The sequence below is a fragment of the Streptomyces longisporoflavus genome (assembly GCF_014649775.1).
In the GTDB taxonomy this organism is placed as follows: domain Bacteria; phylum Actinomycetota; class Actinomycetes; order Streptomycetales; family Streptomycetaceae; genus Streptomyces; species Streptomyces longisporoflavus.
Genome location: NZ_BMTR01000027.1, coordinates 48,823 through 62,832, shown reverse-complemented (window position 1 = coordinate 62,832; position 14,010 = coordinate 48,823). Strand labels below are relative to the sequence as shown.

At 64.6% G+C, this 14,010-nt stretch carries 13 protein-coding genes and 1 pseudogene; 12 read left to right on the top strand and 2 right to left on the bottom strand.

All coding sequences use genetic code 11. The annotated features are described in order from the left end of the window. The first annotated feature begins 75 nt into the window (after nucleotides 1-75). Genes IE226_RS36125 through IE226_RS36115 form a run of 3 tightly spaced genes read left to right on the top strand, consistent with a single transcriptional unit; the run spans nucleotide 76 to nucleotide 3,149 of the window. Nucleotides 76-1,533 carry a menaquinone biosynthesis decarboxylase gene (locus tag IE226_RS36125; protein WP_190085714.1) on the top strand — a complete coding sequence of 486 codons (1,458 nt, stop codon included), beginning with the start codon at nucleotides 76-78 and terminating at the stop codon, nucleotides 1,531-1,533. Nucleotides 1,534-1,535: 2 nt separating this feature from the next. Next, nucleotides 1,536-2,459, top strand: a complete 924-nt coding sequence (gene mqnP, locus IE226_RS36120; RefSeq protein WP_190085713.1) for a menaquinone biosynthesis prenyltransferase MqnP — start codon at nucleotides 1,536-1,538, stop codon at nucleotides 2,457-2,459. Between the two features lie 9 nt (nucleotides 2,460-2,468). Continuing rightward, nucleotides 2,469-3,149: a UbiX family flavin prenyltransferase gene (locus IE226_RS36115; protein WP_190085712.1), complete on the top strand. Its 681-nt coding sequence runs from the start codon at nucleotides 2,469-2,471 to the stop codon at nucleotides 3,147-3,149. Here the strand turns inward: IE226_RS36115 and IE226_RS44945 are convergent. Next, nucleotides 3,146-3,274, bottom strand: coding sequence for a hypothetical protein (locus IE226_RS44945; protein WP_268251307.1), 129 nt, complete (start codon nucleotides 3,272-3,274; stop codon nucleotides 3,146-3,148). The two genes, IE226_RS36115 and IE226_RS44945, sit on opposite strands and share 4 nt — an antisense overlap. A gap of 164 nt (nucleotides 3,275-3,438) precedes the next feature. Between IE226_RS44945 and IE226_RS36110 the strand changes: the two genes are divergently transcribed. The 7 genes from IE226_RS36110 (at nucleotide 3,439) to IE226_RS36080 (ending at nucleotide 11,864) form a co-directional block, all read left to right on the top strand. Beyond that, the gene (locus tag IE226_RS36110; protein ID WP_190085711.1) at nucleotides 3,439-3,897 is read left to right on the top strand and encodes an Lrp/AsnC family transcriptional regulator; all 459 of its coding nucleotides are present in this window, start codon (nucleotides 3,439-3,441) and stop codon (nucleotides 3,895-3,897) included. A 102-nt stretch (nucleotides 3,898-3,999) separates the two neighbouring features. Next, entirely contained in the window at nucleotides 4,000-5,163 is a 1,164-nt protein-coding gene (gene mqnE, locus IE226_RS36105) for an aminofutalosine synthase MqnE (RefSeq protein ID WP_190085710.1), read from the top strand. A gap of 150 nt (nucleotides 5,164-5,313) precedes the next feature. Then, a complete protein-coding gene (locus tag IE226_RS36100; RefSeq protein ID WP_190085709.1) occupies nucleotides 5,314-5,838 on the top strand; it encodes a GNAT family N-acetyltransferase in 525 nt (174 codons plus the stop codon). Nucleotides 5,839-5,952: 114 nt separating this feature from the next. Beyond that, on the top strand, nucleotides 5,953-6,243 hold the full coding sequence (locus IE226_RS36095; protein ID WP_190085708.1) for a DUF4229 domain-containing protein: 291 nt from the start codon (nucleotides 5,953-5,955) through the stop codon (nucleotides 6,241-6,243). 468 nt (nucleotides 6,244-6,711) lie between these two features. Continuing rightward, entirely contained in the window at nucleotides 6,712-8,076 is a 1,365-nt protein-coding gene (locus IE226_RS36090) for a dicarboxylate/amino acid:cation symporter (protein ID WP_190085707.1), read from the top strand. A 405-nt stretch (nucleotides 8,077-8,481) separates the two neighbouring features. Continuing rightward, nucleotides 8,482-10,476, top strand: coding sequence for a type I restriction-modification system subunit M (locus tag IE226_RS36085; RefSeq protein ID WP_190085706.1), 1,995 nt, complete (start codon nucleotides 8,482-8,484; stop codon nucleotides 10,474-10,476). Continuing rightward, nucleotides 10,473-11,864 (top strand): restriction endonuclease subunit S domain-containing protein, encoded by a 1,392-nt coding sequence (locus tag IE226_RS36080; protein WP_190085705.1) that lies wholly within the window; start codon nucleotides 10,473-10,475, stop codon nucleotides 11,862-11,864. Before IE226_RS36085 ends, IE226_RS36080 begins: the two co-directional genes overlap by 4 nt. A 68-nt stretch (nucleotides 11,865-11,932) precedes the next feature. Here the strand turns inward: IE226_RS36080 and IE226_RS36075 are convergent, their stop codons facing one another. Then, nucleotides 11,933-12,412, bottom strand: a complete 480-nt coding sequence (locus tag IE226_RS36075; protein WP_229871756.1) for a hypothetical protein — start codon at nucleotides 12,410-12,412, stop codon at nucleotides 11,933-11,935. A gap of 77 nt (nucleotides 12,413-12,489) precedes the next feature. Between IE226_RS36075 and IE226_RS36070 the strand changes: the two are divergent. Together IE226_RS36070 and IE226_RS36065 are read left to right on the top strand one after the other, a co-directional pair. Beyond that, nucleotides 12,490-13,719, top strand: a pseudogene (locus tag IE226_RS36070) (FtsK/SpoIIIE domain-containing protein); the annotation flags it as partial. Then, nucleotides 13,716-13,913: a hypothetical protein gene (locus tag IE226_RS36065; protein ID WP_190085703.1), complete on the top strand. Its 198-nt coding sequence runs from the start codon at nucleotides 13,716-13,718 to the stop codon at nucleotides 13,911-13,913. The pseudogene IE226_RS36070 and the gene IE226_RS36065, both read left to right, overlap by 4 nt. Nucleotides 13,914-14,010: the final 97 nt, after the last annotated feature.

Genomic DNA, 14,010 nt, shown 5'->3' with positions numbered 1-14,010 from the left:
CCAAGCGACGAAGGAAGGGCGGCGTACGGGCCCCGGTGACGGGGCCAGGGTAGCCGGTGACCGATACTGGAACGCATGGCTTATGACGATCTTCGCTCCCTGCTCCGTGCACTGGAGCGCGAGGGCGATCTCAAGCGCATCAAGGCCGAGGTCGATCCGTATCTGGAGGTCGGCGAGATCACCGACCGGGTGCAGAAGTCCGGCGGCCCCGCGCTCCTCTTCGAGAACGTCAAGGGCTCGGCGATGCCCCTGGCCATGAACGTGTACGGGACGGACCGGCGCCTGTTGAAGGCGCTCGGCCTGAAGTCGTACGCCGAGATCAGCGACAAGATCGGCGGCCTTCTCAAGCCGGAGCTGCCGCACGGCTTCGTCGGGGTGCGCGAGGCCTTCGGGAAGCTCGGCGCGATGACGCACGTACCGCCGAAGAAGGTGAAGTCCGACAACGCGCCCGTGCAGGAGGTCGTGCTCACCGGCGACGACGTCGACCTGGAGAAGCTGCCCGCGCTCTTCACCTGGCCCGAGGACGGCGGCTCCTTCTTCAACCTGGGCCTGACCCACACCAAGGACCCCGACACCGGGGTGCGCAACCTCGGCCTGTACCGCCTCCAGCGCCACGACAAGCGCACCATCGGCATGCACTGGCAGATCCACAAGGACAGCCGCAACCACTACCAGGTGGCCGCCCGCAGGGGCGAGAAGCTCCCCGTGGCGATCGCCTTCGGCTGCCCGCCCGCCGTCACGTACGCCTCGACCGCGCCGCTGCCCGGCGACATGGACGAGTACATGCTGGCCGGGTTCATCCAGGGCAAGCGCGTGGAGATGGTCGACTGCAAGACGGTCCCGCTCCAGGTGCCCGCGCACGCCGAGGTCGTCATCGAGGGCTGGCTGGAGCCGGGCGAGATGCTCCCAGAGGGCCCCTTCGGCGACCACACCGGCTTCTACACGCCGCAGGAGGACTTCCCGGCGCTGAAGATCGACTGCGTGACGATGCGGAAGCGTCCGCTGCTCCAGTCGATCGTGGTCGGCCGCCCGCCCACGGAGGACGGCCCCCTCGGCCGCGCCACCGAGCGCTTCTTCCTGCCGCTGCTCAAGGTGATCGTCCCGGACATCGTCGACTACCACCTGCCGGAGTCCGGCGGCTTCCACAACTGCGCGATCGTCTCGATCGACAAGAAGTACCCGAAGCACGCGCAGAAGGTCATGCACGCCATCTGGGGCGCGCACATGATGTCCCTGACGAAACTGATCGTGGTCGTGGACAAGGACTGTGACGTCCACGACCTGCACGAAGTGTCCTGGCGCGCGCTCGGCAACACCGACTACGCGCGCGACCTGACGGTGGCCGAAGGTCCCGTCGACCACCTCGACCACGCCTCCTACCAGCAGTTCTGGGGCGGCAAGGCGGGCATCGACGCGACGAAGAAGCTGCCCGAGGAGGGATACACCCGGGACGGGGGCTGGCCGAACATGGTCGAGTCCGACCCGGAGACGGCGTCGAAGGTCGACCGCCGCTGGAAGGAGTACGGGCTCTAAAGATGAGTGCTGATTCAGCGACCCCGGAACTCTTCGGGCCCGAGCCCGCGCCGCCCGGCAAGGTCAAGGCGTTCCTGCGCCTCGTCATGATCGAGCACTCGGTGTTCGCCCTGCCCTTCGCCTACATCGCGGCCCTGACCGCGATGTTCCAGCTGGACGAGAACATCCACTGGGGGCGGCTGCTCCTGGTCACGATCTGCATGGTGGGCCTGCGGACGTTCGCCATGGCCGCGAACCGGATCATCGACCGGGAGATCGACGCCCGTAACCCGAGGACCGCGCACCGCGAGCTCGTCACGGGCGCCGTCTCGGTGAAGTCCGCCTGGACCGGCGCGCTGATCGCGGTCGTCGTGTTCCTGGGCGCCGCCGCGCTGCTCAACCCGCTGTGCCTGGCGCTCGCGCCCGTCGCGGTGATCCCGATGGTCGTCTATCCGTACGGCAAGCGGTTCACGAACTTCCCGCAGGCGATCCTCGGCCTCGCCCAGGCGATCGGTCCGATCGGCGCCTGGATCGCGGTCACCGGCGAGTGGTCCTGGCAGGCGGTCATCCTCGGCCTCGCGGTCGGCGTCTGGATCGGCGGCTTCGACCTGATCTACGCCTGCCAGGACGTGGAGACGGACCGTGAGGTGGGCGTGAAGTCGGTGCCCGCGCGGTTCGGCATCCCCGCCGCCATCTGGGGAGCGCGCGGCTGCCACCTGGTGACCACCGCGCTGTTCGTCTGGTACGCCGCCGACACCGGCGCGGGCCCGTTCCTCTGGCTCGGCCTCGCGATCGTCGCGGGCGCGTTCCTGTACGAGCACTCCCTCGTGAAGCCGCACGACCTTTCCCGGCTCAACCGCGCCTTCTTCCAGGTCAACGGCTTTATCGGTATCGCGCTGTTCGTCTGCGCGCTGCTCGATCTGCTGGTGCGCGGCCTGACCGTCTAGGCTCACAGCGTGAAGCCAGGAGATACACAGCGTAAGCCTTGGATCGTGGGGGTGTCGGGGGCCTCGGGGACCCCGTATGCCGCCGCCGTGCTGCGGGCGTTGCTCGCGGCGGGGGAGAGCGTGGACCTGGTGGTCTCGCGGGCCTCGCGACTGACGATCCTGGACGAGACGGGCATCGCATTCCGGGACGCGCACTGGCAGGAGGACCTGCGTCAGTGGCTCGGGCGCGGTGCCGACGGGAAGCCGGGGACGTTCGAGGTCCCGGTGGACGACGTGCGGTACTGGGCCGCCGGGGATCTGGCTGCCGGGCCTTCGTCGGGGTCGTACGCGACCAAGGGGATGCTGATCGTGCCCGCGTCCACGGCGTGCGTGGCCGGGGTGGCGCTCGGTCTCTCGAAGGATCTGTTGCAGCGGTCGGCGAGCGTGACGCTCAAGGAAGGCCGGCGGCTGGTCGTCTGCGTCCGTGAGACACCGCTCAACGGGCAGACGCTGAAGCACATGGTGACGCTGGACGAGGCGGGCGCGATCGTGCTGCCCGCCTCTCCGGCGTTCTACGCGGGGGCGACGCACATCCAGGATCTGGTGGACTTCGTCGCCGGGCGGACGCTGGACGCGGCAGGGGTGCCGCACCGGCTGTACCGCCGCTGGGAGGGCGAGCTCGGATCGGGCTCGGCTCCCCGGGGGGACTAGCGCTTCTTGGCGGCGTGCTTCGTGCGGTGCTCGGCCGTGGGCGCGGTGGGCTTGTGGGCACGCGAGCGGTTGGCCAGGTCCTGCAGCTCGCGCATCCGGGCGTAGGCCATCTCGATCGAGTACACGGGGTGTCTCACTCCTGATGTGGTGTTTGAAAAAGAAGCTTTGCTTGAAGAATCCTCGCCGATCGGCGGAGATCCTGAAAGATTCACAGGGTGTAGACCCTGTTGCGCCTTAGATTCTACACATAGACTCGCGGTATCGCTGAATAATGAAAGGCATCGCACCTATGGACGCCGTGGACAGGCAGCTCATCCAGGCCCTGCGCGAGAACGGCAGGGCCTCGTACGCCGAACTCGGCCGCCTCGTCGGCCTCTCGGGACCGAGCGTCACGGACCGGATCAACCGCCTCGAAGCGGCGGGCGTCATCACCGGCTACCGCGCGACGGTGGACTCCGCGTCGCTCGGCCTGGGCGTCATCGCCCTCATCGGCATCTCCCTCTCGGACGCCGCCGACCACGAGGACGTGGCACGCCGCCTCAAGGACCTGCACGAGATCGAGGACTGCTGGTTCATCGCGGGCGACGACTCGTACATGCTCAAGGTCCGCGCCAGTGACGTGGACGGCCTGGAGAAGACGATCCGCAGGCTGAGCGGCACGAAGGGCGTCTCCAGGACGCGTACGACGATCGTGCTCTCCACGAAGTGGGAGAACCGGGTCGGAGAGCTGCCCGAGGAGGAGTCCTAGGCGCGGAGCGCCACCTATGGGGGCCCCTCCCGCCCGAAGGGTGGGGGAGTACGGTTGGCGGGAGTTTGTGGCAGGTCGGTAGGGAGAGGTAAGGGCGAGGGCATGGACGCAGGTCTCAAGCGCGATCTCGAGCAGAAGGTCCGGGACGGCGAGCGGCTGTCCCGCGAGGACGGCATCGCGCTCTACGAGTCGGACGACCTGGCCTGGCTCGGCGGTCTCGCCCACGAGGTGCGCACGCGCAAGAACGGCGACGTCGTGCACTTCAACGTCAACCGTCACCTCAACATGACGAACGTGTGCACCGCCTCCTGCGCGTACTGCTCGTTCCAGCGCAAGCCGGGCGAGAAGGACGCGTACACGATGCGCATCGAGGAGGCCGTCCGCCTCGCCAAGGCGATGGAGGGCGAGAACCTCACCGAGCTGCACATCGTCAACGGTCTGCACCCGAACCTGCCGTGGCGCTACTACCCGCGTTCGCTCAGCGAGCTCAAGAAGGCGCTCCCGAACGTGTCGCTGAAGGCGTTCACGGCCACGGAGATCCACCACTTCGAGACGATCTCCGGCATGTCGGCGTCCGACATCCTGGACGAGCTGATCGAAGCGGGCCTTGAGTCGCTGACCGGCGGCGGCGCGGAGATCTTCGACTGGGAGGTGCGGCAGCACATCGTCGACCACCGCACCCACTGGGAAGACTGGTCGCGCATCCACCGCCTCGCGCACGAGAAGGGTCTCAAGACCCCGTGCACGATGCTGTACGGCCACATCGAGGAGCGCCGCCACCGCGTCGACCACGTCCTGCGCCTGCGTGAGCTCCAGGACGAGACCGGCGGCTTCCAGGTCTTCATCCCGCTGCGCTACCAGCACGACTTCGTGGACATGAAGGACGGCAAGGTCAGGAACCGCCTCCAGGCGCGCACGACCATGGCGTCGGGTGCCGAGGCACTGAAGACCTTCGCGGTCTCGCGGCTCCTCTTCGACAACGTCCCGCACGTCAAGGTCTTCTGGGTCATGCACGGCCTCCAGACCACGCAGCTCGCGCTGCAGCACGGCGCGGACGACATGGACGGCTCGGTCGTCGAGTACAAGATCACGCACGACGCGGACAACTTCGGTACGCCGAACAAGCTGACGCGCGAGGACCTGCTCGACCTCATCCGCGAGGCGGGCTTCCGCCCCGTCGAGCGGAACACGCGCTACGAGTCGATCCGGGAGTACGAAGGGCCCGACCGCTCGCTGCGGGAGTCCCCGCAGGCGATGCGGGTCTGACCCGCACGCCGTGCGTTGTGCGCGAGCCCCGGCCTCTCCTGCGGCCGGGGCTCGCTCTGTTCCGGCCGGGACTCGCTCTGCCGTCAGGCGTGTCGTCCGGCATGCGGAACGCGGTTGAGGCGTCCTCGCTGTAATGGTTAACCTCGATCTATGACGCTTACCTTCAAGCTGGACCCGGAGATCGACCCCGCCCTGCGCGACGGCGTCCTCGCCCTCTGGGCCGACGTGTCCAACGCGGGCGGAGCCGTCGGCTTCGTACCGCCCGTGACCGTCGAGGACATACGGCCCGAGTGGCTCAAGCGCCTGGCCCAGCTGAGCGAAGGGCACACCCGGCTGCTCGTCGGGTACGACGAGAACGGCACCGTCGCCGCGACCGCCTTCCTCGCGTACAACACGCACCGCCTCATGCGGCACTGGATCTGGCTCTACGTGGTGATGGTGCACCCCGAGCACCAGGGCAAGGGGTACGGGCGCGACCTGATGGCCGCCGCCGCGGACGCCGCCCGCGGGATCGACGGCATCGAGGCGATCCGGCTCACCTGCCGGGGCGGCACGGGGGTCGACCGGTTCTACGAGTCCTGCGGATACAAGGAGGTCGGGCGGGTGCCCGGCGCGATCCGCGTCGCCCCCGGTGACGACCGCGACGACATCACGATGCTGCTGCCGCTCGGCTGAGAGCGCGGGGAGGCGGGGGATGGCTCACCCCCTTGCCGGGCGCGCCCCCTCCCATGCTTCACTGGAGTGGCTCGTCCTACTCGGGCCTATTTCGGAACGGAAGAGTGGATTGACATGCTCCGCTACACGCTGATGCGCCTCGGGATCTTCGTGGGCTGCTTTTTCGCGGTCTGGGGACTTGTCTACGCCGGGATCGTGCCCAAGGGCCTCGGGGACTCCAACCTCCTGTGGGTGCTGCTGCTCGCCCTCGTCGTCTCCGCGCCCATCAGCTTCGTGGTGCTGCGGGGCGAGCGGGACCGGGCGTCGATCCAGGTCGTCGAGCGCGTGGAGCGCACCAAGGCCAACCTGGAGGCGAACCGCACCATGGAGGACGTCGCCGACGACGCCGCCCGCGCGAAGTCGTAGCCGGCCCAGCCGCCCGCGCGAAGTCGCAGCCGCCGCAGCGGCCTGCGCACCCTCGTAAGGTTCGTCACAAAAGCCTCGACCCCGGCCCGGAGCATCATGCTTCGGGCCGGGGTTTCTTGCGTCCCGGAGGGTCCCTCGCCTCCGATCGGCCTCGTCTACCTCAAACAACACCTTTGATGTTCTCAAAGTTCAAGTGTTAACGTGTTCGACATGAAGACAGCAGCCGCGCACCGCATCGCCATGAGCGTTCCGCTCGTGGCGCGCCTGCATGTCGATCTCTGCCGCTGCATGTCCGCGGCCTGTCGCCGCTGTACCTGAGCCTCCGAATTCTCCGAGTCCTCTGCGAACAGCGCGAGCGACAAGCATCAAGTGACATCCGCAATGCGGCGGCGCCGTCAAGGCCGTTCCGTCTGACCCCCTCGCGGTCGCCGCTCCCTCACGTCCCCCGCCTTTATCCGGAGTGTGTCCGTGTCCGCGAACTCCCCCGTATCCACGGCCGACAAGGCCGAGCAGCCGAAGTCCGGCTCCCGGATACCCAGATTCCTCAAGCTGCCGTTCTGGGCGCAGATCCTCGGCGGTCTGGTCCTCGGCGTCCTGCTCGGCTGGCTGGCCCGCAGCCAGGACATCTCCTGGCTCGTCACCACCCTGGACAAGATCGGCAGCACCTTCATCGGGCTCCTGAAGCTGGCGGTCGCCCCGCTCGTCTTCTTCGCCATCCTGGTGTCGATCACCAACCTGCGTAAGGTCAACAACGCCGCGCGGCTCGCCACGCAGACGCTCGTCTGGTTCATGATCACGTCGCTGATCGCGGTCGTCATCGGCCTCGCGATCGGCCTCCTCACGAACCCGGGCGCCGGTACCGGCCTCACCCCGAAGGACGGCGCCAAGCCGGAGACCTCGGGCTCCTGGCTCGACTTCCTCACCGGCATCATCCCGACGGACGTCGTCACGCCGTTCACCCAGCTCAACGTCCTGCAGATCGTCTTCATGGCCGCCGTCGCCGGTATCGCCGTACTGAAGATCGGCGACAAGGCGCAGCCGATCCTGGACCTCAGCGAGTCCGTCCTCGCGCTGCTCCAGAAGGCCCTGTGGTGGGTCATCAAGCTCTCGCCGATCGGCACCATCGGCCTCATCGGCTTCGCCATCGCCGACTACGGCTGGGACCTCATCAGCAAGTACGCGACGTTCACCGCCGACATCTACGTCGGCTGCGCCCTGGTGATGTTCGGCGTCTACCCGCTGCTGCTCTCCACGGTCGCCAAGGTCAACCCGGTGCAGTTCTTCAAGGGCGCCTGGCCCGCGATCCAGCTGGCCTTCGTCTCGCGCTCCTCGGTCGGCACGATGCCGGTCACCCAGAAGGTCACCGAGCGCCTCGGTGTGCCGAAGGAGTACACGTCCTTCGCGGTGCCGTTCGGCGCCACCACGAAGATGGACGGCTGCGCCGCGATCTACCCGGCGATCGCCGCGATCTTCGTCGCGCAGATCTTCGACGTGCAGATGGGCGTCAAGGAGTACCTGCTCATCGCCTTCGTCTCGGTCGTCGGCTCCGCCGCCACCGCCGGTCTGACGGGCGCCACGGTCATGCTGACCCTGACCCTGTCGACGCTGGGCCTGCCGATGGAGGGCGTGGGCCTGCTGCTCGCCATCGACCCGATCCTGGACATGATGCGCACCGCCACGAACGTCGCCGGTCAAGTTGCAACACCGTTGATTGTGGCGGCGCGGGAAAACATCCTCGACCGCGACAAGTACGCGAAGGCCACGTCGTCCCCGCTCGACGGGTACGACGAGGAGCCCGCCGACGAGCGGCAGCCGGTGCCTGTCGCCGCCTGACGTCCCCCCGCTCGTAACGAGCGTGCCCCGCACCTGGATTCGTTCCGGGGCGGGGCACGTTTGCGAGGGGACATAGGGCATGCGTGATGGGCATGACCTCGCACCCTTGGCCCTGTCAGTCGCGAGAAGAAGGCGCAGCCCGAATCTTCCTGATCCTCTGGCCAATAGTCTCGCGTCGCGGCCCTTTGCCGTCGTCGCGGCCAGCTCCGTACAGTGCCCCAACCGCCTATGTCGAACGGTTGCTCGATATCATGATGCTGGCAGGATATGGACAAGTGTCGGGGTGACCATGATGAGTGGCGATCGTTGCTCGTTGCGATCAAGTCCCACGTTGGCAGGCTCGATACTCATAGTCTTGGTGGCAGTCCTGCCGAGTCAGCCCAACAAGAAAGGCGCACAGACGGTATGTCAGCACCTACTGCACCACCGGTAACGATCCGTACGGGGGCAGTCCCGGAGGGTAAGGTCGCCGACTTCCTGACGCAGCGTCACGTTCGTGATACCGCCGAAGAGTACGTACGACAGAACCTAGAGAAGGCTCTTGTTCGGCAGTACAAGTACGTCGCTAGCGACTGCGAGCCCGAGTACCCAGTGCGAGTTGGCTCCTCGCGGCGACGTGTTGACGTCGCGGTATTCCTGCCTGGCGCTGAGCACAAGCAGGAAAATATCTATTTGATTGTAGAAACCAAGAAACCCGGAACAAGCCCCTCTAATAAAAAGGAAGGGGTTGAGCAGCTCCGCAGTTACTTGGCGGCAAGTCTAAATGCGAAGTATGGTCTCTGGACCAACGGGGATGAGCAGTATTGCATCGCCAAGCGAACTGACAACGCAGGTGGATTCTCTTTCGAAGAGATCATCGACATTCCGGCCTTTGGGCAAACTGAGGCAGAAGCTCAGAGGCCGAGTAGAAAAGATCTTAAGCCTGCCACAGCAGACAACCTACTCTTCGCATTCAGGAGGTGTCATAACTACATTGCGGGCACCGAGGGAAAGCAGAAGGCGGAAGCCTTCTGGGAACTCTTGAAAATCATCTTTTGCAAGATTGAAGATGAGCGCTCAAAGCGCCTCGACTTTTACGTCTCGGCATCTGAACGGGCCAACGCGACAACGGCTGCATCCGTGAAGACACGGATTCAGAAAGTATTTAACGAAAAGGTGCTTAGCAAGTACGGTGCCATCTTTCCGCCAGCGGACACGACGATCGATCTGAAGCCGACGGTTGTCGCTTTCGTCGTGAGTCAGCTGCAAGGTTATTCGCTTCTCGCCTCCCCTGTCGACGTAAAGGGCGTAGCCTACGAAGAAATTGTTGGCTCTAACCTGCGGGGTGACCGAGGAGAGTTCTTCACGCCGCGTAATGCGTGCCGGATGGCAGTCACGATGCTGAATCCGCAACCTGACCAGAGGCTAATCGACCCTTCGTGTGGTACCGGCGGCTTCCTTATTACGGCAATGAATCACGCCCTCGAACATATTGAAAGCGCAGAGCGGGCAAACTGGATCGATCCTAGCCGTGGTACCGATGAGGAGCGCCAGGAACTGTATCGGGCGCGGAATGAATATCTCTCGCAGTGCGTATATGGGCTCGACCTAAATCCGGGTCTCGTGCGCGCCGCCAAGATGAACATGGTCATGAATAACGATGGCTCTGGTGGCCTATGGCAGGCGAACAGTCTGGCGAATCCCCGTACGTGGGACGCTGAAACTGAACGCAGGGTCCGCCTGGGATCTTACGATGTGATAGTGGCCAACCCTCCATTCGGCGCTAACATCCTCATTGATGATGAGGAAATTCTTGAGCAATATGAACTTGCCTCGATGTGGGACAGGCAGGACGACGGTTCGTGGGTCCGGCGAATCGACCAGAATGGTCGCGCCTCCTTGCAGAAGAACCAGCCGCCCGAAATCCTCTTCATTGAGCGATGCGTTCAACTCCTCAAACCTGGGACTGGTCGATTTGCCATCGTCATCCCAAATGGGATTCTGAACAATCCCGCTCTCGGATATGTGCGTACGTGGCTACTGCAGAACACGCAGATCCTTGCAGTGACTGACATGGCGCGCGAACTATTCCAGCCGAAGAATGACACGCAGACGTCGATGGTAATTGCACGCCGCCTCGATAAGGAGGAGAAAGAGGCAGCACAACGCGGGGAGCTGGAGTATCCGATTTTCATGGCCACTACAGATCAAATTGGTCATGACAAGCGGGGAAACACGATCTTCCGCAGAACGGAGGCTGGTGATGACGTGCTTGTCACGCGCCAGGAAACGATCTCGGAGATCGACCAAAGCACAGGTGAAGAAGTTCTGAAGACGCTTGAAGTAGAAGAACGTCTAGTCGATGACGACTTGCCTGATGTTGCCCGCGCCTATCTTGCTTGGCTGAGTGAGCAGCGATGAAAATCACCCATGTTCGATCTCGTTCTGCGTTTTTGAACGACAGGTTGGACGCGCATTTTTTCACCTCGCCAGGGGTCGCTGCTAGTGAGAAAATTTCACTGCTCGAAGCAAGCGGCAAACGCGTTGTATCACTCGAAAGTATCGCCACGGTCTGGGACCCGCCGCGTTTCGCGCGGGCCTATGCTGCACCAGAAGAAGATGGCGTGCCGTACCTCAGGCCGTACGATGTATTTGATTTCACCCCTGTCCCGAAAGATCGACTTTCGAGGGAGCGAAATCGCGATGTCGCCCGATTGGTCCCGGCCGAAGGGACAATCCTGCAGACGTGCTCAGGACGGAATCTAGGCCCAGTCGCGTACGCCGATAGCTACATCTCCAACTTCGCACTGAGTCATGACATGATTCGCATTAACGTGGATGATGTCCAGACGCGATTCTACGTATTGGCCTACCTGAAGACACCTACAGGTCAGGCGCTCATCCGTCGGGGAAAGAGTGGTTCTGTCATCGACCACGTCACGACGGGTGATATCTCTTCCGTGCCAATTGCGTTCATTGAGGACCCATGGCGCGAAAAGGTGAGTGGTCTTGTCAGGGACAGCGTTAAAGCAGCAGATCTAGCCAGATCAAGCATGCTTTCTCTGTTCAGTGAAGTTGATTCAATGTTCCCGATCGCGGAAAGCGAAAGTTCAGGATTTAAGCATTGGACTAGTAGTTCCCGGGACCTTGATAATAGACTAGATGCTGCATTCCATCACCCTTCTGTGAGGAAGGCCAGGAAGGCTGCACTGTCTGATCGGTCGGTTCGGTGCGGTGACATTGCTCGGGCTGTTCTTCCTGTTAGGTACAAGCGGTATTATGTAAGTGGGGCGAATGGCAGGCCTATTCTTTCTGGCCGTCAACTCCTGCAGTTGGATCCCATCAACTTGAGGCGCGTGGCAGACAGGTCCTTCAAAGAAGCTTCCGTCTATGAGCTGGAAGAGGGAATGACGATTTTCGGGGCTGTCGGTCGCTCCGAGGGGCGGCAAGGGTCCGCCTCTCTGGTGACTCGCGGCCGTAGTGGCTGGTTGGCGAGTAATGACGTAATGAGAATCGTTCCCCGTGCCGGAGTGTCGCCAGGTGCGGTGTGGCTAGCCATTGCAGCACGGCAGACGAGGATTCAGATTAACGCCCTGTCTTTCGGTTCCGTTATTGATCATCTAAACCCGTGGGATGTGGAAGACATTCGGATTCCGCGGATTTCTGAGGACCTGGCCAAACGTGCGGAAGACGCCTGGGAGCTGTTTACGCGATCTCGCGAGCTCATGGATGAGGCTGTGGCAATGGTCGAGTCTCATCTGAGTCATGGGTTCCCCGATCAAGAGATTCCGGTACAGCGAGCCGGCTGAAGAAGGGTCTTGGGGGCGTAGAAAGGCGCTCGTTGCCTGTATGGCTGCTTGGGTCGCGGCGTCGTCCGTCAGAAGGGAAGCTCCGGCGTGGTGGTGCCGCGCGTGATGCTCAAGATCCGTTCGTGGAAGTCACGCGTGGCAGCCTCGCGTGGGTAACGGGAACGGAGTTCCTTGTCTAGCTCGTTAGCCACCAGGAGTAGAGACGGAAGCGACTTCCGGTCGGCCTGAAGTACTGTGGTGCCCATACCCACGGCCTCCTCTATGTCTCCTGTGCGGGCGGCCGCGACCCCTAGGGTGAGGCGGGCTTCCGCCGCTCGCATCGGTGAGATCTCGGTCCCGCTAGGGCCTGTACTGATGCGGATCACTGACCGGGCATGGGTGGCGGCGCGCTCGTCATCGCCGAGTAGGCGATAGGCGTCCATCTCATAGAAGTCCCACTTATCGGGGTCGATGATGAAGTGGTGCTCAGGGTGGTCCGGCCGCGGTAGGCGGTCCAGCCTCGCGCGTCCGGCGTCCAGCGAGTCGCGGACCAAGCGGGCGTTGCCCATGCGCGCGGCGGCACGTGCCTTGTGCGCGTACAACTGCACGCCGACGGAGTGCGTCTGATCGGCGACGTGCCCGGCTTCGACGGCGTCCGGCCTGGCACTGGTACGTGACGGGCTACCCGGCCACCGCGTTGCGGGTGCTGGCCACCTGGCGCAGGGTCGCGATGCTCAACGACCTTGCCGTGTCCCGGCGTCCGCCCCGTGGGCTGGTTGGGGACCTGGTCGTGAAAGGCGATCCCCTGCGGCCGGTGGCTCCGCGCCTCTCCTTCCCGCGCGCTACCCGCATGGGCCTGACGGTGATCGTGCGCCTGCACGCCGGGCAGACTCCGGCGACGTACATGAAGGCGGCTGACGCACTCACCCACGCGTGGAAGGTCCATGCCGTGCGCGTCACCTCGCCGGAACGCGGCATCGTGCTGCTGACGGCAACCGCCAGTGATCCGCTGGCCCGGCCCGGCCTGGCGACGGCTCCCGCCGCGCTGTTGTCCGCGCTCATCGGCGCACTGGAGAGCGGCGGGGCCTGGGTGATGGATCTGCGGACGGTGCCGCACTGGCTCATCGCCGGGGCCACCCGCTCAGGCAAGTCCACGCTACTGGCACGGCTGATCACCCAGCTCGCCCCTCAACCCGTCGCGCTGGTCGGCATCGACTGCAAGGGCGGCATGGAACTCGGCCTGTTCTCAAGCCGATTGAGCGCGCTCACCACATGCCGACGTGAGGCAGTCGCCGTGCTGGCGGCGCTCGTCGTCGACATGCAGGGGCGCATGGCTGCCTGCCGGTCGGCCGGGGCCCGCTCCATCTGGGAGCTCCCGGACCTGCTGCGGCCCGTACCGGTCGTGGTGATCGTGGATGAGCTGGCAGAGCTGTATCTCTCCGACGGCACCCGCGAGGGCAAGGCGGAAGCGGACCAGTGCTCGACCCTGCTCCTGCGCCTGGCCCAACTCGGTGCCGCACTCGGCATGCACCTGGTGGTCGCGGGCCAGCGGGTCGGCTCCGATCTCGGCCCCGGAGTCACGGCGCTGCGGGCCCAGCTCGGCGGCCGTATCTGCCACCGGGTCAACGACCCCGGCACGGCAGAGATGACCATCGGCGATCTCAACAAGGATGCGGTGGCCGTCGCCCAGTCGATCACTGCGCAGGAACAGGGTGTGGCGGTCTGCACCGGACCGGACGGCGGATGGGGCCGCGCCCGCTCCCACCTCACGCCGACCGAAGAGGCGGTCACGACGGCCATGAAGTACGCGGCCATGACGCCCGAACTGCCCGCCATAGACCGCGCTCTTGCGGCGCTGGAAGGGGACGGCAAGTGATCAGCGAAGGTACGGCGTTCACGTTCTCGGTGATCTTCGGGATCATCGCCGTTCTCCTCGTCCGCTCCCGCGACGTACGGGCCTGGGAAGCGGTCTGCATCGGCCTCTTCGGGGTCTACCTCGGACAGACCCCGGTGGTCTTCACCATCCACGGTCTCGTGACCTGGCTCATCAACGGCTTCTCCCACCCCTAGCAGGAAGGACCGAGACATGCCCATGAGTCGCGTGAGGTGCCCGAACTGCAAGGGCGAAGGCTCCCGTAGGACCTGGACCGGAATGCGCCACCGCTGC